At 70.7% G+C, this 26141-nt stretch carries 24 protein-coding genes; 10 read left to right on the top strand and 14 right to left on the bottom strand.

Translation table 11 applies throughout. From position 1 onward, the window contains the following. Positions 1 to 9 precede the first annotated feature (9 nt). Together Msi02_RS20940 and Msi02_RS20935 are read right to left on the bottom strand one after the other, a co-directional pair. Positions 10 to 714 carry a response regulator gene (locus Msi02_RS20940; protein ID WP_079313276.1) on the bottom strand — a complete coding sequence of 235 codons (705 nt, stop codon included), beginning with the start codon at positions 712 to 714 and terminating at the stop codon, positions 10 to 12. A gap of 268 nt (positions 715 to 982) precedes the next feature. Continuing rightward, positions 983 to 1336: a hypothetical protein gene (locus Msi02_RS20935; protein WP_204049887.1), complete on the bottom strand. Its 354-nt coding sequence runs from the start codon at positions 1334 to 1336 to the stop codon at positions 983 to 985. Between the two features lie 79 nt (positions 1337 to 1415). Here Msi02_RS20935 and Msi02_RS20930 point away from each other — a divergent pair, with 79 nt between their 5' ends. Both Msi02_RS20930 and Msi02_RS20925 read left to right on the top strand, forming a co-directional pair. Next, positions 1416 to 3011 (top strand): alpha/beta hydrolase, encoded by a 1596-nt coding sequence (locus tag Msi02_RS20930; protein ID WP_204049886.1) that lies wholly within the window; start codon positions 1416 to 1418, stop codon positions 3009 to 3011. Beyond that, positions 3008 to 3481: a hypothetical protein gene (locus Msi02_RS20925; RefSeq protein WP_204049885.1), complete on the top strand. Its 474-nt coding sequence runs from the start codon at positions 3008 to 3010 to the stop codon at positions 3479 to 3481. Before Msi02_RS20930 ends, Msi02_RS20925 begins: the two co-directional genes overlap by 4 nt. Before the next feature lie 106 nt (positions 3482 to 3587). Here Msi02_RS20925 and hpf read toward each other — a convergent pair whose 3' ends face one another. The 5 genes from hpf to mtrA form a co-directional block, all read right to left on the bottom strand. Next, positions 3588 to 4253, bottom strand: coding sequence for a ribosome hibernation-promoting factor, HPF/YfiA family (hpf, locus tag Msi02_RS20920; RefSeq protein ID WP_079313280.1), 666 nt, complete (start codon positions 4251 to 4253; stop codon positions 3588 to 3590). Positions 4254 to 4779: 526 nt separating this feature from the next. Next, positions 4780 to 5502 carry a ComF family protein gene (locus Msi02_RS20915; RefSeq protein WP_204049884.1) on the bottom strand — a complete coding sequence of 241 codons (723 nt, stop codon included), beginning with the start codon at positions 5500 to 5502 and terminating at the stop codon, positions 4780 to 4782. A gap of 43 nt (positions 5503 to 5545) precedes the next feature. Next, positions 5546 to 7327 carry an LpqB family beta-propeller domain-containing protein gene (locus tag Msi02_RS20910; RefSeq protein WP_204049883.1) on the bottom strand — a complete coding sequence of 594 codons (1782 nt, stop codon included), beginning with the start codon at positions 7325 to 7327 and terminating at the stop codon, positions 5546 to 5548. Then, the gene (mtrB, locus tag Msi02_RS20905; RefSeq protein ID WP_204049882.1) at positions 7302 to 9041 is read right to left on the bottom strand and encodes an MtrAB system histidine kinase MtrB; all 1740 of its coding nucleotides are present in this window, start codon (positions 9039 to 9041) and stop codon (positions 7302 to 7304) included. Before mtrB ends, Msi02_RS20910 begins: the two co-directional genes overlap by 26 nt. Before the next feature lie 16 nt (positions 9042 to 9057). Further along, complete coding sequence (mtrA, locus tag Msi02_RS20900) at positions 9058 to 9735, bottom strand: MtrAB system response regulator MtrA (protein WP_030509347.1); 678 nt, start codon at positions 9733 to 9735, stop codon at positions 9058 to 9060. Positions 9736 to 10017: 282 nt separating this feature from the next. Here mtrA and Msi02_RS20895 point away from each other — a divergent pair, with 282 nt between their 5' ends. The 5 genes from Msi02_RS20895 to Msi02_RS20875 are packed head-to-tail and all read left to right on the top strand — an operon-like array spanning position 10018 to position 15454. After that, the gene (locus tag Msi02_RS20895) at positions 10018 to 11337 is read left to right on the top strand and encodes a glycerophosphoryl diester phosphodiesterase membrane domain-containing protein (protein WP_204049881.1); all 1320 of its coding nucleotides are present in this window, start codon (positions 10018 to 10020) and stop codon (positions 11335 to 11337) included. Beyond that, the gene (locus tag Msi02_RS20890; protein WP_239108574.1) at positions 11334 to 11972 is read left to right on the top strand and encodes a DUF4129 domain-containing protein; all 639 of its coding nucleotides are present in this window, start codon (positions 11334 to 11336) and stop codon (positions 11970 to 11972) included. Before Msi02_RS20895 ends, Msi02_RS20890 begins: the two co-directional genes overlap by 4 nt. After that, positions 11969 to 13159 (top strand): DUF4350 domain-containing protein, encoded by a 1191-nt coding sequence (locus Msi02_RS20885; RefSeq protein WP_204049880.1) that lies wholly within the window; start codon positions 11969 to 11971, stop codon positions 13157 to 13159. The genes Msi02_RS20890 and Msi02_RS20885 overlap by 4 nt, the downstream gene beginning before the upstream one ends. Beyond that, positions 13156 to 14121, top strand: a complete 966-nt coding sequence (locus Msi02_RS20880; RefSeq protein WP_204049879.1) for an AAA family ATPase — start codon at positions 13156 to 13158, stop codon at positions 14119 to 14121. Before Msi02_RS20885 ends, Msi02_RS20880 begins: the two co-directional genes overlap by 4 nt. A gap of 7 nt (positions 14122 to 14128) precedes the next feature. Further along, positions 14129 to 15454: a DUF58 domain-containing protein gene (locus tag Msi02_RS20875; RefSeq protein ID WP_204049878.1), complete on the top strand. Its 1326-nt coding sequence runs from the start codon at positions 14129 to 14131 to the stop codon at positions 15452 to 15454. Positions 15455 to 15470: 16 nt separating this feature from the next. Here the strand turns inward: Msi02_RS20875 and Msi02_RS20870 are convergent, their stop codons facing one another. After that, positions 15471 to 16463: a stage II sporulation protein M gene (locus tag Msi02_RS20870; protein ID WP_204049877.1), complete on the bottom strand. Its 993-nt coding sequence runs from the start codon at positions 16461 to 16463 to the stop codon at positions 15471 to 15473. Positions 16464 to 16503: 40 nt separating this feature from the next. Here Msi02_RS20870 and Msi02_RS20865 point away from each other — a divergent pair, with 40 nt between their 5' ends. After that, positions 16504 to 17400 (top strand): RDD family protein, encoded by an 897-nt coding sequence (locus Msi02_RS20865; RefSeq protein ID WP_239108573.1) that lies wholly within the window; start codon positions 16504 to 16506, stop codon positions 17398 to 17400. 135 nt (positions 17401 to 17535) lie between these two features. Here Msi02_RS20865 and Msi02_RS20860 read toward each other — a convergent pair whose 3' ends face one another. Further along, positions 17536 to 18939: an LVIVD repeat-containing protein gene (locus Msi02_RS20860; protein ID WP_239108572.1), complete on the bottom strand. Its 1404-nt coding sequence runs from the start codon at positions 18937 to 18939 to the stop codon at positions 17536 to 17538. Positions 18940 to 19111: 172 nt separating this feature from the next. Between Msi02_RS20860 and Msi02_RS20855 the strand changes: the two genes are divergently transcribed. Further along, positions 19112 to 19762, top strand: coding sequence for a DUF305 domain-containing protein (locus tag Msi02_RS20855; RefSeq protein WP_239108571.1), 651 nt, complete (start codon positions 19112 to 19114; stop codon positions 19760 to 19762). Positions 19763 to 19807: 45 nt separating this feature from the next. Here the strand turns inward: Msi02_RS20855 and Msi02_RS20850 are convergent, their stop codons facing one another. Both Msi02_RS20850 and ahcY read right to left on the bottom strand, forming a co-directional pair. Next, a complete protein-coding gene (locus Msi02_RS20850) occupies positions 19808 to 21052 on the bottom strand; it encodes an adenosylhomocysteinase (protein WP_275414158.1) in 1245 nt (414 codons plus the stop codon). Positions 21053 to 21113: 61 nt separating this feature from the next. Beyond that, entirely contained in the window at positions 21114 to 22541 is a 1428-nt protein-coding gene (gene ahcY, locus Msi02_RS20845) for an adenosylhomocysteinase (protein ID WP_079313288.1), read from the bottom strand. Positions 22542 to 22709: 168 nt separating this feature from the next. Between ahcY and Msi02_RS20840 the strand changes: the two genes are divergently transcribed. After that, the gene (locus Msi02_RS20840; protein ID WP_079313289.1) at positions 22710 to 23042 is read left to right on the top strand and encodes a MerR family transcriptional regulator; all 333 of its coding nucleotides are present in this window, start codon (positions 22710 to 22712) and stop codon (positions 23040 to 23042) included. Positions 23043 to 23058: 16 nt separating this feature from the next. On the opposite strand, the gene Msi02_RS20835 is transcribed toward Msi02_RS20840, so the two are convergent. The 3 genes from Msi02_RS20835 to Msi02_RS20825 form a co-directional block, all read right to left on the bottom strand. Continuing rightward, complete coding sequence (locus tag Msi02_RS20835; RefSeq protein WP_204049875.1) at positions 23059 to 24441, bottom strand: DUF6114 domain-containing protein; 1383 nt, start codon at positions 24439 to 24441, stop codon at positions 23059 to 23061. A gap of 11 nt (positions 24442 to 24452) precedes the next feature. Further along, positions 24453 to 25046 (bottom strand): DUF6230 family protein, encoded by a 594-nt coding sequence (locus Msi02_RS20830; protein WP_079313291.1) that lies wholly within the window; start codon positions 25044 to 25046, stop codon positions 24453 to 24455. Between the two features lie 129 nt (positions 25047 to 25175). Next, positions 25176 to 26117 carry a cation diffusion facilitator family transporter gene (locus Msi02_RS20825; RefSeq protein ID WP_204049874.1) on the bottom strand — a complete coding sequence of 314 codons (942 nt, stop codon included), beginning with the start codon at positions 26115 to 26117 and terminating at the stop codon, positions 25176 to 25178. Between the last annotated feature and the right edge of the window lie 24 nt (positions 26118 to 26141).

Raw genomic sequence — 26141 nt, 5'->3', positions numbered from 1 at the left:
TCGCCTCGGTCAGGTGATCTCCAGCAGCCGTTCGCGCACCGCGTAGACCACGGCCTCCATCCGGGAGTGGAGCTGGAGCTTCTCCAGGATGTTGCGGACGTGGTTCTTCACCGTGTTCTCGGAGATGAACAGGTCCTTGGCGATCTCGCGGTTGTTCATGCCCTTGGCGACGAGGCGCAGGACCTCCATCTCCCGCTCGGTCAGGCGGGGGACCGGGAGCTGGGGGGGCCGCTCGGCCTCCTTGCGGCTCATGTTCGCGAACTCGCTGATCAACTTGGCCGCCATGGCGGGGTTGATGAGCGACTGGCCCTCGTGGACGCCGCGCACGGCGTCGGGCACCTCGTCGATCTGGACGTCCTTGAGCAGGTAACCGGTCGCACCCGCCTTGATCGCCTCGAAGAGGTCCTCCTCCTCGTCGCTGACGGTCAGCATGATGATCCGGGTGCTCGGCACCGACTCCTTGATCTTCCGAGTCGCGCCGATACCGTCCAGCTTCGGCATGCGGACGTCCATCAGGACCACGTCCGGCATCAGCCGGTCCGCGAGTTCGACGGCCTCCTTGCCGTCGCTCGCCTCGCCTACCACCTCGATGTCCGCCTCCGCGGCCAGCGCGAGCTCAAGGCTGCGGCGGATCAACGCGTGATCGTCGACGATCAGCACACGAATCGGCTCACTTCGACCGGCTGCTCGGGCCGCCTCGTCGGGTCGGGTCACGGAACCTCCTTGCGGGGGTCAAGGACGCTGTCGCTCCGCCCGGCGAACCGTGGCGGTCAGCGCGCTGATCGCCATCATGGCACGGTTCCGGAACCGGTGCGGATCTTCATCGAGGCGTTACTGCCCCCGGCACCAGGACATACCTGGGCGAACAACACCTGATGCGGCACGCGCCCTTCCTCCTCACGATAGGTGCCCGCACCCTCCGATTCATGCACTCCGCCTCGACGCCGCAGGCTTGTGTCCGGCGTCGTACGACCCGGCTCCGTCAGAGGACGCCGTACCGGGAGAGTACGTCCGAGACAACGGGACCCACCGGGCTCATCTGACGGAGGACCCCTCTCAGCAGATCCTCCGGAGACAGCGGCTGCGGGATCCCCGGCGTACGCGGGACGGCCGCCGCCGCACCTCTGAGTAGCACGGCCCGCTCTCGCAGGGTGCCGCTGACCGTCCTGGTGCCGCGCCGCATCGCCCCCAGCTCGGCCTGCACTCGGTCCCGATGCGGGCCCTTCCACCGCATCCGGTCCATCAAGGCGCTGATCGGCTGAAGCACTTCATCAATCGCCTCGGCCAGATCCTCATGTTCATGCGCCAATCGGCTCAAATCATCATGCAGCGACATCCCCGTAATCCCATCCGATCGAGTCGGGCGGCGTAAGAATACTTCCACATTGTGTAAAGACGGACTAGGTTCTAGTCCCGTGGAGCCGGAACGGGTGGTCGACGCCGACGATCTGGAACGACTGGCCAAGCTGCTCACCGACAAACGACAACTGGCGGAGCAGTACTACGCACGGGCATGCCGACTTGTGGGACAGGCCCAGGCCACCCCGCTGGCGGCCATGCTGCGGTGGGCCGGGGAAACCGCCACAGAACTGGGCAACCGCGCCGCGATCGTCCGCTCCGCAGAAAAGGGCGGAGACCCATTCGGCGCGTTGTCGGAATTCGGCCTCACCACTGCGATCGGCACAGTTTCCGGCCAGGATAGAACACGGCTCAAAAAAGACCTAAAATCGGTCATCGATCGCAGTGCGACAGCCCGTCCGGAACAACGCACAGAGGCGATCCGTCAATTCTTCGCAAAACTGACCGCGGCCGAACGAGCCTCGCTCGCCATCGAACAGCCCGACGTCGTCGGGCGCCTGGACGGCGCTCCGGCCACAGTGCGCTACGCCGCCAACCGGCTCCTGATCGAGCGCGCCCTCGCTCATGAACAGAAGGACCTGTCCGCGTTGAAGGCCAGCGACCCGAAAAATCCCCAGGTGACACTCCTGGAGAAGCGGGTGGCACGCATGGCGGAATTCCTCCAACCCCGGGTGACGGGCGACGGCCGGTCCGTGCCGCGCCAGTTCCTGCTGTTCGATCCGGCCGGCGACGGCCGCGTCGCGGAGGTCTTCGGCGACCTCGCCAAGGCCAAACACGTCGCCGTCATGGTGCCGGGCATCACCAACCGGCTCGACAACTACGACAGCATCGCGAACGATGCGGTGGCTCTCTTGAAGGATCGTGCCTCTGGTGGGGAACTCCCGGAGAGCGCCGTCATCACCTGGCTCGGATATGACACACCCGAGTTCGGCGACTCGGTGCTGCCCACGAAGGCCAAAGCAGGGGCTCCGGCTCTTCATTCGTTCCGGGTGGGGCTGGAGGCGGTCAAGGGGGCGAAGTTCGCGCTGTTCGCCCATAGTTACGGCACGCTGCTGTCCAGCAAGGCCCTACAGGAGGGGACCCCGTTCGACTCGGTCGTGTTCATGGGGAGCCCCGGACTCGGCCCCACCATCAAGAGCGCGGCCGATCTCAAGCTGAAGCCCGGCACCCAGGTGTTCGCCATGCGTGCCCCGGGCGACTGGGTCTCCTACACGGAAGCACACGGAAGGGATCCCGCGGAGATGGCCGACATCCGACGGCTGGCCACCGGCCGATCGTCCGGTCACTCCGAGTACTACATACCGAAGAACACGAGCTTGGATAATCTACAGACCATCCTCACCGGTGACGGGTGTGTGCAGACCTTCATGGGGTCGCCAAAGCTGGATGACGAGCAGTTCGGCGCCGCCAACGTACGGGTCCTGGTCAAGGAACTGCAGAGCAGGGTTCCGCAATGGAAGACGGGCGAACTCGCCACGGCGTTCGAGCCGATTATCACAGGGGTAATGAACGGCGGCACGGACACACCCACGCTCATTGCCCTGACGACGAAAACGCTCGCCGACTCCGGCCTCGGCGGCTACTTCGCCTCACAGGACATCGCACAAATCGTCGGCAGGTCCCTCACGGAAGCCGGACCCAATCAGAGATGACCTTCCCGCTCAGGCTTCGCCTCCTCGCCGCAGTCTTGGCCCCGCTCGCGCTTGTGAGTGCCTGCACAAGAGAATCGGAGATGAAAATGACCCCTGGGGAGTCTCGGCAGGTCTTCATCGCCGAGGCCAAGGCCATCATCCAGGCGGTCTTCCCCGACGCCGACCCTCTCGTCGTCGTACAGGTGAAGGACGCACCCTGCGGTGGGCCAGTCGGCACCGAACACACCAGCGTCAAAAGCGCCATCAATGTCCACAGCGACGCAACCGACAAGAACCTCAACCCGGACGACGTGTTCCAGAAAGTCCTCACAGTGCTGCGCCAACGCGGCTGGACCATCAACTACAGCCATACTCGCGTAGCCGGCGCCGAACGCGCAGGTGTGGGCGGCATCAGCGCCGGAGTGGGAGAGTCACCCGTCGGAATCAACATCTTCGGTGACACGGAATGCGTGAAGAACCCCCGCGAGTAACCTGACCTCAGTTTCCCTGATCCTGTCTCCGGGTGCCCATAAATGGGCCATGCGAGACGTGGGCCGGGCCCCGCCGGGCGAGGTCCGGCCCACGGAGGGCGAGGTGCTAGCTCTCTACGAGCCTGAGAACTCCGTAGTCGTAGCCACGGCGCCGGTAGACGACGCTGGGCTGGCCCCCTTCCTTGTCCCGGAAGAGGTAGAAGTCGTGACCCACGAGCTCCATCTCGAGGAGCGCCTGGTCGATCGTCATGGGGTCGGCCTTGTGGAACTTCTCGCGTACGATCAGCGGTCCTTCGCCGTCCATCTCGATGGGCACGATGGGCTCGGAACTCTCGGCCCGCCCTCCGGCGGTCTCCGCCGGGATCTCGGCGACCGGCTCCGGCTCCTGCCGGACGGTCGTGATCACCCCCTGCGCGCCCTCCGTCACCGCGGTGAGCTCTGCCATCGAGGGAGGGCAGTTCTTCCCGTGATGGATCTTGCGGCGATCGGCGAGCCGCCTCAGCCGCTCCTCCAGCTTGCCGATGGCTATGTCCAGCGCCGAGAATCGGTCGTCCGCGCAGGCCTCCGCGCGGATTGCTGGGCCCCGCGAGTGGATCGTCAGCTCCACCCGTTCACGCTGCCCGCTCTGCCGGTGATTGGGCTCCTTCGAGACCTCTACGTCGATCTGGATGAGCTTGTTGTTGAGCTTCTGGATTCTGGCCAGCTTGGACGTCACTTGATCGCGGAACCGGTCACCCACAGTGGTGTGCCGTCCCTTGACGATGATTTCCACGCAAAGCCCCCCTTCGCACATCGACGGTGGTGCACGCGCTCCTGGACACCCGTCCGGCCGACCTGGTCTTCGTCCCCACATCCGCCTGCTGAGGGGTTCGCAGCTCACTCGCCACTACTGCCCTTCTCCTCTTACGGGGGACATCTGGACCCCCGGGAGGGCAGGACTTACCTCTAAGCCGCACCGTGATCGGTCGACCAAGAGTCGCCTTACGTGGGCCGTTTCGCCTGCGGCTGGCATCGGCTAGCCAGGCCGGACCCCACGAGGGAGTCGGCCCGGCGCAACCACGGACCCGAACGGGTGCCATGTCTGAACGCTAGTCGCTACCGCCTCGAATGTCAGCCAGGAGATCGGCTAAACGATCACTTTGCGTGATCCCGGTTGCCGTCTCGCCGCCGGAAAATTCGTGGTCATATTCTGGGAATCCCCGCAACCGCGGCATCCACACCTGCATTGAGCAGGGAAGTCGCCGCGAACCAGGCCGGGAGCCGCTCCCCGGCGGGAAGCCGCGAACTTGCCTCAGTCTTTACGGTGAGTAATGTTCACCAATCGGGCGTCTCCGGCGTGTCGCGGCTACGGTCACCGCCGCGGACGGCTCCGCGCCGGCGGCACGCAGCGCCCTGGCCGCCTCCGCCAGCGTCGTCCCCGTCGTGACGACGTCGTCCACCAGGACCACGGCGACGGCCCCAGGACCGCGCCCAGCGGCCCGTAGCCGCGCCACCGGGCCCGGCACGGCCTCGAACGCCCCAGACAGGTTGACGGCCCGCTCCGCCGATCCCAGCCCCGCCTGGTCGGCGACGCGCCTGCCCTGCCGCAGCAGGGGCGCGAGGACGGCGGGCCGGCCTCGCCGGCACAGCTCGCGGGACGCCGCCGCGGCGACGGCGCGGACGGGGTCGTGCCCCCGGCGGCGGGAGGCGGCCCGGGCGCTCGGCACCGGCACCAGCCACACCTCCCGGTACGCTCCCCCGCCCGCCGCCCACGCGGTCACGCAGGCGCTCACGGAGGCCGCCAGGACCGGCACGAGGGCCGTACGGCCGCGTTCCTTGCAGGCGAGGATCATCCGGCGGGCCGCGCCGTCGTAGGCGGTGGCCGACCAGCAGTCCGGCAGGCCCGCAGGCGGCGGGTCAGGCGGGCGGGGAGCCGGTTCCCGCAGCAACTCGGCCGTGCAGGATGGGCAGGCCGAAGCGCCCGGCGCGCCGCATCCGGCGCAGCGGGGCGGGAGGATCAGATCGAGCAGGGCGGGCGGCACGCCCTCAGGATGTCGTCCGGCACCGACAATCCACGTCGCGCGGTCAGCCGAGGGGATAGACGGGGTTGGTGGCGCCGTTGTCGGCGCGCGGGGTCCAGGCGTGCTTGTCCACGCTGTAGGTGAGCACCTGGCCCTCGTCGGCCGCCGCGAGGACGTGGTCGGGGACGGCGGCGATCGACTTGATCTTCGAGTCGAGCTTGATGGGGCCGTCGTTGGGAACCACGCCCTCCATCACCGACCAGGTGGCGAGCTCCTGACCGCTGCTGCCCTCGGACAGCACGAGCAGATCGGCGGCGTCCTGCCAGGCGATGTCCTTGATCTTCCGCGCGTCGCGCGGCTCGATGAGCGACCGTACGGACTCGATCCGCGTCTGCTGGCCGTTGCGGACGATCGTGCCGATCTTCACGGAGGTGCCGAGGCCGTCGTCGACGATCGCGGCGATCCGGGCTCCGTCGCGGGAGACCCGCAGCTCGATGATCCGCCCGTACGACAGGTCGTCGTCGATGTCCACGCGGCGGGCCCGGCCGTTCTCGGCCGTCCAGACCCGGCTCTCGTGCGGGTTCACCCTCTCGGCCGACCAGACGGCCCCGTAGCGGTCCCAGGAGGGCGGGCTCATGTCCCCTCCCGCGATCCACCGCTGCCACTGGCTGTTCGGGGTCATCGGGGCGACGTAGACGCCGTCGCCGTTGACCAGGGCGGCCACGAGGGGCGGGAACTGGTTGGTGTTGGAGACGGCCGGCTGGGAGAACTTCCCGGCCTGCTCGCCGGCCGCGCCCGGCACCGGCGTGCCGTCGCCCTTCTCCTTGAACTGCAGCAGCCTGCCGCCCTGCATGTAGTACGCCTGCAGGGAGCCGGCCAGCACGTTCGGGTCGTACCGCGCGTAGTCGGCGGGCCGGAAGCGCATCCCGGACTCGCCGTTCACGCGGATCTCGACGGTCCGGCCGGTGACCAGTTCGCCGAGCGTCCACACAAGCTGAGCCTTCAGCGCGTCGAGGCGGTCGGTGGGCACCGACTCCAGCTCCGAGGAGAAGTCGAGCACGACCGTGTCGCCCTCGACGGTGATCCGGTTGAGCCGGGTGCCCGGCGGGAACGCGCTGCTCACCGCGTTCCTGATGGACGAGGTCGGCCCGGCGAGCAGGCGGCGGACCAGAGTCTCGGGCACGCCCCTGCTGGGTTCGATCGGCACCCACACCCGGTCGGCCACGAGGCCGATCTCCCGGGTGGCGGGCGGGTAGTAGAGGTCCACCTTCCGGTACGCACGCCACAGGTCGTCGTACGACAGCAGGCGGGCGTCGGGCGGCACGTCGATCCGCCACTCGCCGTTCTGCTTGACCAGCGTGAACGGCTCGACGAGGTTGCCGGCGGCCGGGGTGGACCTGCCCTCCGCGTCGATCGTGGCGACCGCCGTGCCCTTCAGCGTCACCGTCGTCCGCGTGGCCTCCTGGAGGTTCTGCGCGCGGTCCGACTCGATCTTGCCCTCGTAGATGCGGGTCTGCCGCCACGGGTTCCAGTGCTTGGCCGCGCCCGGGGTGAGGTACTCCCTGGCGATGGTGAGCTCGGAGTCGTCGAAGGCCGCCATGGCGGCCTGGAAGCCCTTGACGATGTCCTCGGGCGGGGCGCCCTTCTTGGGCGGGGTCGCGATGAGCCGCACGTACGGCTGGCTGAGCGTGTCCTTGCCGTGGTCCTCCTGGGCGGCCCGGGGGCTGCCGCTCGTGGGCACGGTGGCGCACCCGGCCCCGCCGGAGACCAGGACGAGCGCCGCGCCCGCGGCGGCGGTGAGACGGCGGGCGCCGAGCCGCTCACTCCGCATCGAAGGCCCCCGCATCCACGTTCTCCCGCGCCCTCGGCGCCGTCTCCGCCGGCGCCGGGGTCAGGACCGGTGTCGTATGGCCGCGCCACGTGCGCCGCATCTCGACCTCCGGCGGCACGAGCGGCAGCGGCGATCCGCGCAGCGGGGCCCCCGCCACGCGCGGCAGCGACAGGCGGAACTGGCTGCCCTCCCCCGGCGCGCCCCACGCCTGGAGCCAGCCGCCGTGCAGCATGGCGTCCTCCCGCGAGATCGCCAGGCCGAGCCCCGTGCCGCCGATGGTCCGGGCACGCGAGGGGTCGGCCCGCCAGAAGCGGTCGAACACCATCGTCTCCTCGCCCGGCTTGAGGCCGACCCCGTGGTCGCGTACGGCCACGGCCACCGCGTCGCGGTCGGCGCCGAGCGTGACGACGATGTCCTTGCCCTCGCCGTGCTCGATGGCGTTGAAGAGCAGGTTGCGCAGGATGCGCTCGACCCTGCGGCTGTCCACCTCGGCCATGCAGGGCTCGTTGGGCAGGCGCAGCTCGAACCGGGTGGCCTGCCGCTCGGCGAGCGTCTCGGAGTCGCCCACCGCGCGCAGGACCACGTCGCGCATGTCGACGGGCTCCAGGTCGAGGGTGGCCGCCCCCGCGTCGTAGCGGCTGATCTCCAGCAGGTCGGCGAGCATCGACTCGAAGCGTTCGAGCTGGTTCTGCATGAGCTCGGCGGCCCGCGCGGAGGCGGGGTCGAAGTCCTCGCGGCCCTCGTACAGCAGGTCGGCGGCCATGCGGACGGTCGTCAGCGGTGTGCGCAGCTCGTGGGAGACGTCGGAGACGAACTGCCGCTGCACCTGGGAGAGCTCCTCCAGCTGGTGGATCTTCACGGCGAGGTTGGACGCCATCTCGTTGAACGACGTCGCCAGCCGGGCGAGGTCGTCCTCACCGCGCACCTTGAGCCGCTCCTCCAGCCGGCCGGCGGCGAGCCGTTCCGCCGCCTGGCGCGCGAGCCGTACGGGGGTGACCACCTGCCGGGTGACCAGCGAGGCGACGCCGGCCAGCAGCAGCACGAGCGCGGCTCCCGCGCCGAAGACCATCTGCTGGACCGTGAGCAGCGTCTTCTCCTCGTCGCCGAGCGGGAAGACGTGGTAGATCTCGTAGGTTCCGTTCACCCGGCCGCCGACGACCCAGGCGCTCTCGGGCTGCTTCGCGCCGATGTACCGGATCTTCACGGTCTGGACCCAGAGCGACTGCTCCTCGCTGCTCTGGACCTTCGCACGCAGCAGGGCCGGGATGCTCGTCCAGTCGACCTGACCGGACGCCCGGCCCTCGCCGACCGAGCCCTCGTTGAAGATGACGACGTCGTAGCGGCCGCCGGAGCGGTCGGTCAGCGCCTTGGCGGCCGCGTCGACGGGGTTCACCGTCTGCCCCTGGGCGGTGCCGTCCTGCGAGATGTCGGTCGAGTCCGCGGGCTGCGTGAGGTAGCCGCTCGCGGTCGCGATGTTCGCCCGCGACTCCTCGACCGCGGACACCTCGGTGCTGGTCAGCACCGAGGCGACGATCGACTGCATCAGGAAGACGCCGAGGACGACCACGACGGCCATCGACAGCACCAGGGTGCTGGTGACGACGCGAAGCTGGAGCGAGCGCCGCCAGGCGTGCCGCAGCCGGCCCGCGAGGCGGCGCGCGCGCCTGCGGACCCCGCGGGCGATCTGGCCCGGGGTCCGGCGACGGCGTTTCCTCGCGGAGACCGGCATGACGGTGACGTGCGGCTTACGCCGGGCCGGCCTTGTAGCCCACACCCCGGACCGTGACGACGATCTCCGGGTGCTCGGGGTCCTTCTCGATCTTCGCGCGCAGACGCTGGACGTGCACGTTCACCAGACGGGTGTCGGCGGCGTGCCGGTAGCCCCAGACCTGTTCGAGCAGCACCTCGCGGGTGAAGACCTGGCGGGGCTTGCGGGCCAGCGCGACCAGCAGGTCGAACTCCAGCGGCGTGAGGTTGATGGTCTCCTCGCCGCGCTTGACCGAGTGGCCGGCCACGTCGATGGTGATGTCGCCGATCTGCAGGATCTCCGGCGTGGGCTCGTCGGTGCGGCGCAGTCGGGCGCGCACGCGGGCGACGAGCTCCTTGGGCTTGAACGGCTTGACGATGTAGTCGTCCGCGCCGGACTCCAGGCCGAGCACCACGTCGATGGTGTCGCTCTTGGCCGTGAGCATCACGATCGGGACCCCGGACTCGGCGCGGATGCGGCGGCAGACGTCGATGCCGTCGGCACCGGGGAGCATCAGGTCGAGCAGGACGAGGTCCGGCCGGGTGTCCCTGAAGGCGTCGAGCGCCTTGTCGCCATCGGACACGAACGACGGCTCAAAGCCCTCCCCGCGCAAGACGATGCCGAGCATCTCGGCGAGAGCGGCGTCGTCGTCGACGACCAGCACGCGTCCTTTCATGGCCCCTCATTCGTACGCGTATGGGAGATTTGGGCGTTTGTCACAGTTTCCCCCGCAGGCTACCGTGGCCACCGCTTTGGTGTTACACGACCACGACAGAGGTTGGAGTTTAGGCGCAGCAGACGAAGCGCGCGATTATCTGACCAGATGCGGTCACACCGGCGGGAATCCCGTGGTGCGGTCACGTTCCAAGTGTGCGCCCACACCCCCGTTTCGGCCATCCCCCAACAGCCCTCCCGTACGGCCGCGCGGCACGCGCGTACATCATGCCAGGATTGGGACATGACAGACGGCCCCGGCTCCACCCCCGACATGCCCTCCGGCTGGGCGGCCGAGCAACCTCCCCCGTACGGCGGGGCCGCCGGGGCGGCCGGGCCCTCCTGGGCCTCTCCCGGCGCCGGCGCGCCGCAGGGCGCGAACCCGTCCGCTTCGTACCCGTCCACCCCACCCCCGTCCACTCCGTACGCGCCCTACGCGGGCGGGCAGTACGGGTACCGGGCGCCGGACGCGCCCCGGCCGGGCATCATCCCGCTGCGCCCGTTGACGCTCGGCGACATCCTCGACGGCACGATCAAGCTGATCCGGTCGAACCCCAAGGCCACGCTCGGCCTGTCGGCGATCGTGGCGGCGGTGACCGGAATCCCGGCCGCGATCGGGCAGGCCATCTCGTTCGGCTCGGTCGGCGACCTCATGGCCGACCCGTACGCCACCGACGTGGTGAACGGGCCGCTCGCCGGAGTGGCCGCGCAGTACATCGGCGCGATCATCAGCTACATCATGACGTTCGTCGGCACCACGATCCTCACGGGCGTCCTCACCCGGGTGCTGGGCCGCGCGGTGTTCGGCGGGCGCATCACGGTGGGCGAGGCGTGGCGGCTGGCGCGGTCGCGGGTGCCCGCGCTCTTCGGGCTGGTGCTGCTGCAGGCGCTCATTCTCCTGCTGCCGCTGCTGGCGCTCGTCGCGGTGCTCGTGAGCCTCGCGGCGGCCAACGCGTTCGACGGCACGGGGAACGCCGGCGCGGGGGTCGCGGTCCTCGTCGTCCTGCTGTTCTTCGTGGCCTACGTCCCTTATCTGCTGTTCTTCTACACGCGTCTGTCGCTGTCGGCTCCCACCATCGTGCTGGAGGGCCGCGGGGTCACCGACGCCATGAGCCGGTCGTGGCGGCTGGTGAAGGGCGACAGCTGGCGGGTGCTCGGCATCCTGCTGCTCACCGCCATTCTCGCGGCCATCATCAGCAGCGTGCTCGCGATCCCGTTCACGTTCGGCGGCTCGCTCATCGGGATGCTGAGCGGCGGCACCGCCGGCGGCACCGCGATCGCGGCGCTCCTCCTGGCGGTCGGCCAGGTCATCGCCTCCATGATCACCTACCCCTTCCAGGCGGGCGTGGCCGGGCTGCTGTACGCCGACAGGCGGATGCGGGCCGAGGCGTTCGACCTCGTGCTCCAGACGGCGGCGGCGCAGAACCAGTCGCAGGGCTGGGTCCACGCCGGGGTCGACGACCTGTGGCACCCGAGCTACGCCGCCGGGATGGGGCCGGGCTCCGGGCCGTACCACGGGGCTCCGCCGTACGGACCGTACGGGCCGTACGGGCCGCAGGCGTGACGACCGTGCGGGCGGCGGCGCTGCTCGCCTCGCCGATCGACGTCGGCCGCGACCAGGCCGCGCGGGAGGCCGCGCACGAGCTGTCCGGGGCGGGCTACCAGCACGAGGCGCTGGTCGACCGGCTGCAGCGGGAGATCTCCCAGTTCCTCGGCGATTTGATGAGCGGCGGCGGGACGGGCGGGGGCGGCGTGATGTCGCTCGTCGTGATCGCCGTCGTCCTCGCCGTCCTGGCCGTGCTGCTCCTGTGGGCCCTGCGCCGTTTCTCCGGCGGCCGGCGTACGGCGAGCGGCGCCGTTTTCGGGCAGCGTGAGCGGACGGCCGCCGAACATCGCGCCGAGGCCGAACGCCTGGCGGCCGAGGGCGGCTGGGCCGGGGCCATCCAGGAGCGGCTGCGCGCGATCGCCCGCGAACTGGAGGAACGCGCGATCGTCAGCCCGATGCCGGGCCGTACCGCCGTGGAACTGGCCGAGGTCGCCGGGCAGGCGCTGCCGCCCCACGCGGCGGACCTGCGCGCGGCGGCACGCCTGTTCGACGACGTGACCTACGGCGGGGCGGGCGGCACCCGGGAGGGCTACCTGACGCTCACCGCCCTGGACGAGCGCCTGCGGTCGGCCCGCGCGGGCGTGGCCGCATGACCGCCGCGACCGCCCCGGCGAAAGCCCGCAGCCGAGGACGGCAGACGGCCTGGGCCGCGTTGCTGGTGGTGCTCGTGCTGGTCACGGCGGTGCTGCCCCTGCTGCTGACGGGAGGCCGGTCCGGCGGCCGCAGCCTCGATCCCGACGACACCTCGCTGAACGGCAGCGCCGCACTCGCCCGGCTGCTGGAGGCGCACGGGGTGGAGGTGACCCGCGTGGAGACCCCCGGCGCGGCGGTGGCCGCCGCCGGGCCGCACACCCTGCTGCTGGTCACCGAGGCGAGCTTCCTGGACCGCGCCGCCGCCGGTCGCGTCTCCGCGGCTTTCGGCGACCGGCTCATCGTGGGCTCCGTGCCGTACCTCGACGTGCTCGCCCCCGGCGTACGCAGGCAGGGCCCTGTGCGCGCCCGGTCGCGGGCCCCGGAGTGCACGTTGCGGGAGGCGGTGCGGGCGGGCGACGCCTACACCGGCGGCATGGCCTTCACCGGGCCGCAGGGGGCCACGGGCTGCTATCCGGCCGGCGACGGGCACGCCCTGGTCCGCTACACCGCGGACGGGCACACCGTGACCGTGCTGGGCGACGCGTCGTTCATGACCAACCTGCGCCTCGCGGAGGACGGCAACGCGGCGCTCGCGCTGAACCTGGCCGGGGCGCGGCAGAAACTCGTCTGGCTCGCCGAGCCCGACGACCCGGCCGAGGCGGGCGGTCCCCGCGACCCCGGCGACCCCGACGACCCCGGCGAGGGGACGGACGGGCAGGCCCGCTCGCTCGGCGACCTCATCCCCCGCGGCGTGAAGTGGGCGGTCCTCCAGCTCGCCGTCGCGGTGGCCCTGGCCGCCCTGTGGCGAGGGCGCAGGCTCGGGCCCGTCGTGGCCGAGCGCCTGCCCGTGGTCGTGCGGGCCGCGGAGACCGTGGAGGGGCGCGGACGCCTGTACCGGTCCCGCCGGGCCAGGGACCGGGCCGCCCTCGCGTTACGGGCCGCCGCGGCCGACCGGCTCGCTCCCCGCCTCGGGCTGCCCCGCACCGCGACCGCGGAGGAGGTCGCCGTCGCCGCGGCCGCGCGCACCGGCCGCGACCCTGAGCCGGTGCTGACGCTGCTGTGCGGCCCGCCGCCCGGTGACGACACCGCGCTGGTGACCCTCGCCGCCCACCTGGACACACTCGAAAGGCAGGTACGAGATTCGTGACCACACCTGAATCGGACGCGGACGCCGCCCGCGAGGCGCTCGCGGCGCTGCGGGCGGAGGTGGCCAAGGCGGTCGTGGGCCAGGACCCGGTCGTCACCGGCCTGGTCATCGCGCTGCTCTGCCGGGGTCACGTGCTGCTCGAGGGCGTGCCCGGCGTGGCCAAGACCCTGCTCGTACGCACGCTGTCGGCCACGCTCGCGCTGGACTTCAAGCGGGTGCAGTTCACCCCCGACCTGATGCCGGGCGACGTCACCGGGTCGCTGGTCTACGACGCCAGGACGGCGGAGTTCGAGTTCCGCGAGGGGCCGGTCTTCACCAACCTGCTGCTCGCCGACGAGATCAACCGCACGCCGCCGAAGACGCAGGCCGCCCTGCTGGAGGCGATGGAGGAACGGCAGGTCAGCGTCGAGGGCGCGGCCCGCGCGCTGCCGGACCCCTTCATCGTCGTGGCGACGCAGAACCCCGTCGAGTACGAGGGCACCTACCAGCTCCCCGAGGCGCAGCTCGACCGCTTCCTGCTCAAGCTGACCGTGCCGCTGCCGCCGCGCGAGCAGGAGATCGCCGTCCTCGAACGGCACGCGCTCGGCTTCGACCCGCGCGACCTGACGGAGATCAAGTCCGTGGCGTCCGCGGCCGACCTCGCGGCGGGGCGCCGGGCGGTCGCGCAGGTCCACGCGGGCGCCGAGGTGCTCGGCTACATCGTGGACGTCGCACGGGCCACCCGGCAGTCGCCCTCGCTCCAGCTCGGCGTCTCGCCCCGCGGGGCCACCGCGCTGCTGGCCGCGGCGCGGGCGTGGGCGTGGCTGTCGGGACGGTCGTACGTGACGCCGGACGACGTGAAGGCCCTGGCGCGGCCCGCCCTGCGCCACCGGATTGGGCTGCGCCCGGAGGCCGAACTGGAGGGCGCCACCCCGGACGGCATCCTGGAGGGGATCCTGGCCGCCGTCCCCGTTCCCCGGTGAGGGCCGCGTGGCGCTGACCGGACGCGCGGGACTGCTCGCCGCCCTCGCCGCGATCGTCGTGCTCCTCGCCCCCGAGCCCGGCCTGGTCGTGCTGGCCGCCGCGCTCGTGCTCACCGTGCTCGTGGCGGCCGACCTGCTGCTCGCGGGCGCCGTGCGCGGGCTGCGGTTCCAGCGCGACGGCGAACGGCGGGTGCGGCTCGGGCAGTCGGCGGCGATCGGCCTCGTGGTGGACAACCCGGGCCCGCGGCGGGTCCGGGGCGTGCTGCGCGACGCCTGGCAGCCCTCGGCCGGGGCCGCCGTGCGCCGGGTGACGCTCGACGTGCCGGCCCGCCAGCGGCGGCGCCTGGTCACGACGCTGACGCCCACCCGCAGGGGCGACCGGGAGGCCGTCGCCGTGACGGTCCGCTCGGTCGGGCCGCTGGGCCTGGCGGCGCGGCAGCGGACGTTCCACGTGCCGTGGACCGTCCGGGTGCTGCCGCCGTTCCTCAGCCGCAGGCACCTGCCGGCGCGGCTGGCCCGGCTGCGCGAGCTCGACGGACGGCACCCCGCGCTGGTGCGCGGCCAGGGCACCGAGTTCGACTCGCTGCGCGAGTACGTGGTGGGCGACGACGTCCGCTCGATCGACTGGCGGGCGAGCGCCCGGCGCAGCGACGTCGTCGTGCGCACCTGGCGGCCCGAGCGTGACCGCCGCGTGCTCATCGTGCTCGACACGGGCCGCACCTCGGCGGGGCGGGTCGGCGTGGCGCCCGTCGGCGGTGACCGGCTCTCCGGCTGGCCGCGTCTGGACTGGTCGATGGACGCCGCGCTGCTGCTGGCCGCGCTCGCCGCGCGGGCCGGCGACCGCGTGGACTTCCTCGCCTACGACCGGGCCGTACGGGCCCAGGTGTCCGGCGCGTCGCGCACGGAACTGCTGTCGTCGCTGGTGGACGCGATGGCGCCGATCGAGGCGGAGCTGGTCGAGGCCGACGCCGCCGGGATGGTCGCGGCCGTGCTGTCCAGGGCCAGGCGGCGCTGCCTGGTCGTGCTGCTGACCGACCTGAACGCCACGGCCATGGAAGAGGGCCTGCTGCCCGTGCTGCCCGGCCTGTCGTCCCGGCACATGGTCCTGGTGGCCTCGGTCGCCGATCCGCGGGTGGCCGGCATGGCGGCCGGGCGCGGCACCGCCGAGGCCGTCTACGACGCCGCGGCGGCCGAGCGACTGCGCGGCGAGCGGCGCGAGATCACCGCGGTGCTGCGCCGCCACGGCGTGGAGGTCGTGGACGCCCTGCCCGAGGACGTCGCCCCGGCGCTCGCCGACGCGTACCTCGCTCTGAAGGCCGCCGGTCGGCTCTGAGTCTTACGCGGTGGTGTCAGGAGGTCGGGGCGAGGTCGGGGGCGTGCTCGATGTCCCCCGTCTCGTTCGCGCGTTCCGCCCGGCGGCCGAAGACGATCACGTACGCGAGGAAGAGCGCCTCCGCGAGGGCTCCGATCGAGATGCGCGCCCAGGTCGGCAGGCCCGACGGGGTGACCCCCGCCTCGATGAGCCCGGAGACGAGCAGCACCACGACCAGGCCGAGCGCGACGCTCATCACGGCCCTGCCCTGCTCGGCCAGCGCCTCCGCGCGCCGCCTCGGGCCGGGGTCGACGACGGTCCAGCCGAGGCGCATCCCGGCGCCCGCCGCCAGGAAGACCGCGGTCAGCTCCAGCATGCCGTGCGGCAGGATCAGGCCCCAGAACACGTCCGCCTTGCCGTGCGCGTGCATGAGACCACCGATCAGGCCGACGTTCAGCGCGTTCTGCAGCAGGATGTACGGGATGAACACGCCGAGCAGGATCCCCCAGACGACCACCTGCATGGCCAGCCAGGCGTTGTTCAGCCACACGTGCCCGGCGAACGACGCGGCCGGGTTCTCCGAGTAGTAGTCGGCGAAGTCGTGCTCGACGAGTTGCCTGATCTCCTCGGGCGTGCCGACCATGGCCTGCACGCCCGGGTCGCGCGCCACCCACACGCCCACGACGTACGCGACCGCGAGTGAGGCCACCGTGGCGCCGATCCACCATCGGCGCGCCCGGTAGGCCACCACGGGGAACGACACCGTGAAGAACCGGACGACCTCTCGCCAGGCCGGGCTGTGGGCGCCGGTGACGGCCGCGCGGGCCCTGGCCACCAGCGACGACAGGCGTCCGATGAGAAGGGCGTCGGACGACCCCGACCGCACGATGGACAGGTGGGTCGCCGCCCGCTGGTAGAGCTCGACCAGTTCGTCGACCTCCGCGCCGCGCAGCCTGCGCTGCCGCCGTACGAGATCGTCCAACCGGTCCCAGGACGGCTTGCTCGCGGCGACGAACGCATCGATGTCCACGGATCGGACCCTATCGGCGGTACGCAGTAGGGTGCGCAGTGTGTCCGAAGTCGTGACCGGCGAGGCGGTCGTCGTAGAGGTTCGCGTCGCCCAGCTCCCCAGCCGCGCCCTGGCCTTCCTCATCGACTGGGCCGTCCAGTGGGCCGTCATCATCCTGGCCGTCGTGCTGGTCGCGCAGGCGTCCCTGGTGACCGACGAGTCGCTGGCCACCGGGCTGCTCATCCTGTTCGTCGTGCTGGTCACGGTGGGCTACCCGGTCGCGTTCGAGACGCTCACCAGGGGCCGCTCGCTGGGCAAGCTCGCCCTCGGCCTGCGCGTGGTGAGCGACGACGGCGGGCCGGAGCGCTTCCGGCAGGCGCTGTTCCGCGGGCTCGCCGGGTTCCTGGAGTTCTGGACGTTCGTCGGCGCCCCCGCGCTCATCACGTCGCTCCTCAACCAGCGCGGCAAGCGCCTGGGGGACGTGTTCGCCGGCACGACCGTCATCGGGGAGCGTACGCCGCACCAGGCCCCGCCGCCGGAGATGCCTCCGCCGCTCGCGTCGTGGGCCGCGACGCTGGAGCTGTCCGGCCTGTCGGACGACCTGGCCAACACCGCCCGGCAGTACCTGTCCCGGTGGCACCAGCTCAGCCCGCGGATGCGCGAGGAGATGGGGCTGCGCGTGGCCGGGCAGATCAGCGCGCAGGTGGCGCCGCCGCCCCCGCCCGGCGTTCCGCCGTACGCCTATCTGGCCGCCGTGCTGGCCGAACGCAGGCGCCGTGAGGAGATGCGGCTCGCCCGGGCCCGTTCCACGCCTCCGCCGTACGGCCCACAGGGGTACGGCGCGCAGGGGCACCGGGTGCCGGCGCCTCCCCCGCCGCCACCGCCGCAGCCGAGGGAGGCGGGACCGCCGCACGGAGAGGCTCCGAGGACATCGGGAGGATTTGTTCCTCCCGTTTAGGTGTAGATCCCGATTTGCGGGGCACCTGTGGTCATTGCAGGTCATGGGGCATACCTGCAGTGGGGTTGAGGCGGGCATCGCCGGTGCGTTGAGGGAGAGGCCGCACCGGAGATGCCCGCCTCCTTGTCCGTGTGGCTAGTGCCTGCCGTGCTCGCGGTACGAGCCCTGGCTCTGCACGTTGAGGATGTCCATCTTCACGCTCTTGGCCTGGTTCGTACGCGGGTCGTTGATCCTCAGGATGTCGAGTCCCAAGTTGAAGTCGCTGCCGTAGATGTAGCCGTTGTAGTAGTACGCCGACCAGAAGCCGCCGCTCAGCGGCTGCGACCACGGGCCGCGCTCGAAGTAGCCGATCTCCTGCGGGTGGGCCGAGTCGGTGAAGTCCCAGATCGAGACGCCGCCCTGGTACCACGCCTGCACCATGATGTCGCGGCCCTTGACCGGGATCAGCGAGCCGTTGTGCGCGACGCAGTTCTCGGTGTCCGCCTGATAGCGGCCGATCTTGAAGTAGCTCCTGAAGGTGAGCTTGTTGCCGGGGGCGATGTCGTAGATGGCGTCGGCGCCGCGGTTCGGGCCGATCGCCTCGTTGCAGGTGGCCCGGGAGCCGCCGCCGAGCTCGTCGGTGAAGACCACCTTGGTGCCGTCGTTGTTGAACGTCGCGGAATGCCAGAAGGCGAAGTTCTCGTCGTCGCGGACGACGTCGAGAACCTTCGGGTGCTCGGGGTCACGGATGTCCATCAGGATGCCGTCGCCCATGCAGGCGCCCGCCGCCAGGCCCTTCTCGGGGTAGGCGGTGATGTCGTGGCAGCCCTCCGTCGCCGACGTGCGGTACGGGTACTGCTTGTCCGGCTCGCCGGGGTTGCCGCCGTCCGGGAACAGCACCGGCGTCGCGATGACGGACGCGGCGGTGGGGTTCTTGAGCGGCACCTTGACGATCGAGATCAGGTCGTGCGGCGGCTGGCAGTCGGGGAAGGTCGCCAGCGGTGCGTAGGAGGAGACGTAGACGTAGACGTTCTCACCGGTCTTGTCCGGCACGAGCGTGTGGGTGTGGGAACCGCAGTTCGTCTCCACCGACTTGATGTACTTCGGGTTCGACTTGTCGCTGACGTCGAAGATGCGAAGGCCCTCCCACGACTCCTTTTCGGATGCCGGCTGAGCCGTGCTGGAGCACGAGTCGTTGTTGCGGGAGGAGTCGACGGAGCCGATCAGCAGGTCGCCGTACACGGACATGTCCATCTGGGAGCCGGGGCAGACCACCGAGCTCACCACTGCTGGCTGCTTCGGGTTCCTGATGTCGAAGATCGTGAACCCGCCGTAGTTGCCGACGTAGGCATAGTCGCCCTGGAAGGCGATGTCGGTGTTGATTGTGCCGGCCAGGGCGGCCGGGGTCGGCACGTTCGCGACGTGCGTGACGTTCGCGCTCATCGCGATCTCGTCCGGGGCCAGCACGTCGGCGGCCTGCGCGGGGCCCGCGGACAGGGCCAGGACGACCGCCGCTCCTGCCACGGCCAGCGCACGACCGCTGCGGCGTAAGGTGAACAACTCGCTGTCCTCCTCATATAAAGGGGAGATAAATGCTCAGATCGTCACCTTTGACATTGATGTTCCGCCAGGTGTCAATCTGTCAAGAAAACTGGCACATGTCGCCCTTTGACCTTCCATCCCTGCCGGGTTAGCGTCGTGATCTCCATACGCTCCGTGACAGGGAGGCAGGGTGCGGGTCGCCCAGGGAAACAGGGTGCGGGTGGCACTCGTCCTCATGACCGGTGCCGGGTTGTTCCTGACCGCCTGCTCGCAGGACGTACGCGAAAGCGCTGCCGTCTCGACCGCCCCCGTGATCGCACCAGGCAGGCCCGGCGAGGAGGCCAGGACCCTGAGCCCGGCCGAGGCCGCCACCGCGGTCCCCTCCCCCTCCGTGAACGCGGCCGACGTGCGGTACGTCCAAGACATGATCGTCCACCATCGGCAGGCACTGGACATGACGGCCCTGGTGCCCGCACGTGCCTCCTCTCCGAAGCTCAAGGCGCTCGCGGACCGCATCCACGACGTGCAGGAGCCGGAGATCCGGGCCATGACGACCTGGCTGGACCAGGAACGCCTCCCCCGGCCCGACCATCACGCGAGCCACGAGGGCATGCCGGGCATGGCCACGACGGAGCAGATGGAGGCGCTCAGGGCGGCGTCCGGCACCGAGTTCGACGGCCTCTTCCTCCAACTTATGATCACGCACCACGAAGGCGCGATCACGATGGCCACCACGGTGCTCACCGAGGGCTCGCACCTCACCGTCGAGCAGTGGGCCACGGACGTGATCGCCGAGCAGACCGCCGAGATCCGCCGGATGCGCGAGATGCAGGGGACCTGACGCCTTCTCCGTGCCGCGGGGGACGATCGACGGTCCGCTGAAGGATTAGGACCCGAGGCGCCAGGAGTGGAGGTACTCCTCCTGCACGTCGGTGAGCGCGTCGATCGAGATCCCTGCGGCGGCGAGCTTCAGGCGGGCCACCTCGGCGTCGATGTCGGCCGGGACGTCGTACACGCCGGGTTCCAGCCGGGCCGACTCCCGGACCAGCCACGCGACGGCGAGCGCCTGGGCGGAGAACGACATGTCCATCACCGCGGCCGGGTGGCCCTCGGCGGCGGTCAGGTTCACCAGGCGCCCCTCGGCGAGCAGCAGCAACCTGCGGCCGTCCTCCAGGACGTACTCGTCGGTGTTGGGCCGGATCCCGAAGCGCACCTCGCGCGCCATCTCCTCCAGGGCCCGTACGTCGATCTCGACGTCGAAGTGGCCCGCGTTCGCGAGGATCGCGCCGTCCTTCATGACGGCCAGGTGCTCGGCGCGGATGACGTCACGGTTGCCGGTGACGGTCACGAACACGTCGCCGGTCTCGGCGGCCAGGCTCATCGGCCGTACGTCGTAGCCCTGCAGGGCGGCGTCGAGGGCCTTGACCGGGTCGATCTCGGTGACGATGACCCGCGCGCCGAGGCCCTTGGCCCGCTCCGCGACGCCCCGCCCGCAGAAGCCGAAGCCCGCGACGACCACGGTGCGGCCCGCCAGCAGGACGTTGGTGGCCCGCATGATGCCGTCGAGCGTCGACTGGCCGGTGCCGTAACGGTTGTCGAACATCCGCTTGGTCCGGGTGTCGTTCACCGCGACCATCGGGAAGCGCAGCGCGTTCTCGGAGGCCATCTGGCGCAGCCGGATGATCCCGGTCGTGGTCTCCTCACAGCCGCCGATCACGCCGTCGAGGAGTTCGACCCGCTCGATGTGCAGGGTGTTGACGAGGTCGCATCCGTCGTCGAGCACGACGTTCGGCGCGATGTCGAGCGCCTGGTGGATGTGCCGGTAGTAGGTCGCCTTGTCCACCCCGGCGCGGGCGTGCACGGCGATGCCGTACGTTCTCAGCGCCTCAGCGACGTCGTCCTGCGTGGACAGGGGGTTGGACGCGGCCAGGGCGATCTGGGCGCCGCCCTCCCGCAGCGCCCCGAGGAGCACCGCCGTCTCGGCGGTCACGTGCATGCAGGCGGCGATGCGCAGGCCGTCGAGCGGCCGGTCGGCGCCGAACCCGGCGCCGATCGCCTGGAGGACCGGCATCGACCGGGCCGCCCACTCGATGCGCCGCTCCCCGGCCTCCGCGATGTCCGGCTGAATCACGCCGTCTGCCTCCTGACGAGGGGCGCGGGCAGGGCCCGCGCCCCCGTCGTGTGAGTCGCCCTCAGTAGCGGTAGTGGTCCGGCTTGTACGGGCCCTCGACGTCGACGCCGATGTACTCCGCCTGCTTCTTGCTGAGCTTGGTCAGCTTCACGCCGAGCGCGTCGAGGTGGAGGCGGGCGACCTTCTCGTCGAGGTGCTTGGGCAGCACGTACACGCCGACCGGGTAGTCGTCGGTCTTCGTGAACAGCTCGATCTGCGCGATGACCTGGTTGGTGAACGAGTTCGACATGACGAACGACGGGTGGCCGGTGGCGCAGCCGAGGTTCATCAGGCGGCCCTCGGCGAGCACGATGATCGAGTGCCCGTCGGGGAACACCCACTCGTCGACCTGCGGCTTGATGTTGACCTTCTTGATACCCGGAATGCGGGCCAGGCCGGCCATGTCGATCTCGTTATCGAAGTGGCCGATGTTGGACACGATCGCCTGGTGCTTCATCTGCGCCATGTGCTCGGCGCTGATGATGCCGTAGTTGCCGGTGCAGGTGACGAAGATGTCCGCGATGCCGACGACCTCCTCCAGGGTGGTGACCTGGAAGCCGTCCATGGCGGCCTGGAGCGCGCAGATCGGGTCGATCTCGGTGACGATGACCCGGGCGCCCTGGCCGCGCAGCGCGTCGGCGCAGCCCTTGCCCACGTCGCCGTAGCCGCAGACCACGGCGACCTTGCCGCCGATCAGCACGTCGGTGGCGCGGTTGAGGCCGTCGATCACGGAGTGGCGGCAGCCGTACTTGTTGTCGAACTTCGACTTGGTCACCGAGTCGTTGACGTTGATCGCCGGGAACAGGAGCGTGCCGGACTTGTGCATCTCGTAGAGGCGGTGCACGCCGGTCGTGGTCTCCTCGGTGACACCCTTGATGCCCTCGGCCACGCGGGTCCACCACTTGTCCTCGGAGACCGTACGGCGGAGCGTGTCGAGGATGACCGCCCACTCCTCGGGGTCGTCCTCACCGGCGACCGGCACGGCGCCGGCCTTCTCGAACTCCACACCCTTGTGCACGAGCAGCGTGGCGTCGCCACCGTCGTCAAGGATCATGTTGGGGCCGGAACCGTCGGGCCAGCGGAGGGCCTGCTCGGTGCACCACCAGTACTCCTCGAGCGTCTCGCCCTTCCAGGCGAAGACCGGGACACCGGAGGGGTTGTCCACCGTGCCGTCCGGGCCGACGACGACCGCGGCGGCGGCGTGGTCCTGGGTGGAGAAGATGTTGCAGCTCACCCAGCGGACGTCGGCGCCGAGCGCGACCAGCGTCTCGATCAGCACGGCGGTCTGGATCGTCATGTGCAGCGAGCCCATGATCTTCGCGCCGCGCAGCGGCTGGGCCGCGGCGTACTCCTTGCGGGTCGCCATGAGGCCCGGCATCTCGTGCTCCGCGAGGCGGATCTCTTTGCGGCCGAATTCCGCAAGCGAAAGGTCGGCGACCTTGAAGTCCATGAGTGTCTCCTCCGTTGTCCGTCGGTGCGAGTTTAGGCGTCGCGGACGCACGAACGCATACGGAGGCGTGCGAACCTGACACAAGAATGTGAGATTCCCTCGCCGACGGGTGCCGGAGGGTCGCTGGACTGTCTAGCGTGGACCCCAGGAACGGGGACCGGAGGCACGATGCGCATCACCGAGGCGGCCAGGCGGCTCGGCATGTCCCCCCGGATGTTGCGCTACCGGGAGGCGCTCGGCCTGCTGCCGCCCGTACGGGACAAGGGCGCCCATCGGCGCTTCGGGCCCGACGAGCTGGAGGCGGTGCGCCAGGCGATGGAGCTGGAGCGGCGGTTCGACGTCTCCCCGGCCGAGCTGGCCTTCGCGCTGCGCGCGCTGTCCGAGCCCGCGGTGGCCCAGGCCGTACGCGACCTCGGCGTGCGCATCGGGCGTATCCAGGCGCCGCGCCGGGCGCTGGACTTCGAGAAGGAGAAGGCCCTGCGGCTGCTACGGCACCGGTGAGTCGGGCGCTCGAACGTCAGGCGCCGACCACGAGGTGGAGGTCGTCCGCGCGCAGGGAGTCGGCCGTGACGTACGGCTGCTCGCTGACGATGTCGGTCATCGTCAGCGGGACGTTCAGGGACGGCACCAGTTTGAGTGCCCTGACCAGGAGGTTCGGGTGATCCGCCGTGAACTCCTGGGGCACGCCGAGGAGCTTGGCGGTCATCTTCGTCGTGCAGATCACCACGTTGCCCTCGAAGGTGAACGCGCTGCCGGTCAGCGTCGTCGAGCCCATCGTCTGCTGGGGCCGCTCCAGCACGGCCTTGTCCATGGTGAAGCGGAGCATCTTGACCGTGCCGGTCGCAGTGGGCATCTTGACCACGCCGGTGAACTTCATCCCGGTCATGGTCAGCGAGGGCGCGCGGACGGCGGCCGTCTCGGTCGCGACCGTCACCGCTCCCGGTGCGCCGCCGCCGGGCGTGGAAGAGCCCTCCGGCCCGTCCTCGCCGTTCTGCCCGGGCGACAGTGAGGGGCTCTTCCTGCCGGTGAGCGACCCCACGGCGTCCTGCAGATCCGAGGGCAGTGCCGAAGGGACCGCGCTGGGCAGGACGCCGCCGAGGACGTCGGACAGGCCGCTGGGAACGGCGCTCGGGACGACGCCGGGCAGGAGGGAGCCGCCCTGTCCGCCAGGTGCGGGGTCCTCCCGGGCCATGCCCGTCCCGGCCGCCAGGATGACGGGCAGCACGGCGATGGCCAGCGCCTTGGCCGCGGGGCCCGGACCGGTGTCCCCGCGCCCGCCGCCGTCCGGCCGTACGCCTCCGTCGTCGCGGCCCTCACCAGAGCCCTCACCGGAGCCGTCGGGACCGTCATCGGGGCCGTCGCCGGGGTCTTCGGAGGCGGGATCGGCTTCGCGGCGGACGCGGGCGACCAGGACGCGCGGGGCCTCGTCCGCGGGTTCTGCGGGCCGCTGCGGCCGGGTGGCCTCCAGGCGCTCGTCGCCGCTGACCACCCGGCGCTCGGTGAAGGTGATTCCCCCTTCCGACAGCACGGGCGGCGCGGCGGGCTCGATCGGCGCCCCGCCGGCCTCGGTGGTCTCCGCGGGCGCCCAGGCGACCGCGAGCGCGCCTCCGACCAGGCCGAGCAGCATGCCGATCAGGAAGCCGCCGAGGTTGGCGTAGACGAACGACGCGATCGAGACCAGTACGGCGACCACACCGAGGAAGGCCCGCTGGCCGGGCTGGAGCCAGATCATCAGGCCCAGGATGATCAGCACCAGCGCGACCAGGTAGGTGGCGCCGACCGTGCCCGACTGGATGACGAGCGGCAGGGCCTGCGTCGCGAACGGGATGCTCAGCAGTTCGAGACCGGCCGCGAGCACGAGCAGGCCGCCCCAGAACGGCCGCGACCGCCGCCATTTCACCGGCCGCTCCATCAGAAGCACTCGTGCTCGCCCGGCTCCACGGCCAGCTTCAGCCCCGGCAGCTTGAACGTGGCCGCGTTGACCGCCCAGGAGACCTGCCGGAAGTCCTTGATGGTGATCCCGCTCGCCTGCTGGCCGAACATGCCCGCCGCGCCCTGGCCGTCCGGCAACTGGTCGAGGGCGCTGGCGTCGCGGCCCGCCTCCAGCTTCGTGAAGACCGCGTTGCCCTCGATCTGGGTGGCGTCCACGATCATGTTCTCGGCGGTCACCGGGTCCTTGCCGGTGCCGGCGGTGATCCGGATGGTCACGGCGCCGACGGGCGACTTCACCAGCACCGTCTGGCACATGTTGGTCAGGGTGGCCTTCCGGATGCCGGAGACGGCGACCGGGATCTTCTGGCCCTTCTTGTTCTCGACCGTGCTGCCGTACTGCACGAAGCCCTGGCCCTGCAGCGTGTCGGCGGAGACCTTGAACGTGTCACCCGAGACCACGAACGACGCGCCGATCGCTCCCTCGGCGGTCGCGCCGACCAGCACGGAGGCGACCGCGAGCGCGGGCACGAAGACGAGGGCGAATCGTTTCCACCGCACGCGTCCCTGAATCATGAGTCACCTCCGGGGTAACCAGCCGTAATGTAAGGGTAAAGTTACCGACCGGTACCGCCGGGGCTGAAGTGACTGTGCATCACATTTCAATTACGGTGCGCAGTGAAAAACGGCTGCCCGTAACGAGGGTTATGCGCCGGTACGCTGCCCCGAGGCGGCATCCGCCCGGTAGAGGTCCGGCTCCAGGTAGATGACCCGAGCCATCGGAACCGCCTCGCGGATGCGCCGTTCGGCCTCGTCGATGCCTCGCGCCACCTCACCTGCGGTGTCGTCGTGCTCCACCGCGATCTTGGCGGCGACCAGCAGTTCCTCCGGGCCGAGGTGCAGGGTGCGCAGGTGGATGACCCGGCTGACCTCGGGCGCGGACTCCAGGGCGGCGCAGATCTTGTCCTCGACCTCGGGCGTCGCGCTCTCGCCGATCAGCAGCGACTTGGTCTCCGCGGCCAGGATGACCGCGATCACCGCGAGCAGCAGGCCGATGGCGAGGCTGCCCACGCCGTCCCACGCGCCGTTGCCGGTGACCGCGGCCATCGTCACGCCGAACAACGCGAAGACCAGGCCGATCAGCGCGCCGAAGTCCTCCAGCAGCACGACCGGAAGCTCAGGGGCCTTCGCCCGGCGGATGAACGCCACCCAGGAGTGCTCGCCCTTGAGCGCGCTCGACTCCTTGATGGCCGTACGGAACGAGAGGCCCTCGGCGACGATCGCGAAGACCAGCACCGCGAAGGCCCAGACCGGCGACTCCACGGGCTGCGGGTCGGCGATCTTGTGCCAGCCCTCGTACAGGGAGAACAGGGCGCCGATCGTGAACAGCACGACGGCGACGACGAACGCGTAGAAGTAGCGCTCCCGGCCGTAGCCGAAGGGGTGCTTGCGGGTCCTCCCCTTGGCGGCGCGCTTGCCGCCGAGCATCAGCAGCGCCTGGTTGCCGGAGTCGGCCACGGAGTGGACCGACTCGGCGAGCATCGACGACGACCCCGTGAACAGGAACGCCACGAACTTCGCCACGGCGATCGCCAGATTGGCGCCGAGCGCCGCGAGGATCGCCTTGGTACCGCCACCCGCACTCACGATGAACTCCTCAATTCGATCGGC

Origin of the sequence: Microbispora siamensis (genome assembly GCF_016863095.1) — a bacterium.
GTDB classification, from domain to species: Bacteria; Actinomycetota; Actinomycetes; order Streptosporangiales; family Streptosporangiaceae; genus Microbispora; species Microbispora siamensis.
This window is presented reverse-complemented; position numbering and strand designations above follow the sequence as displayed.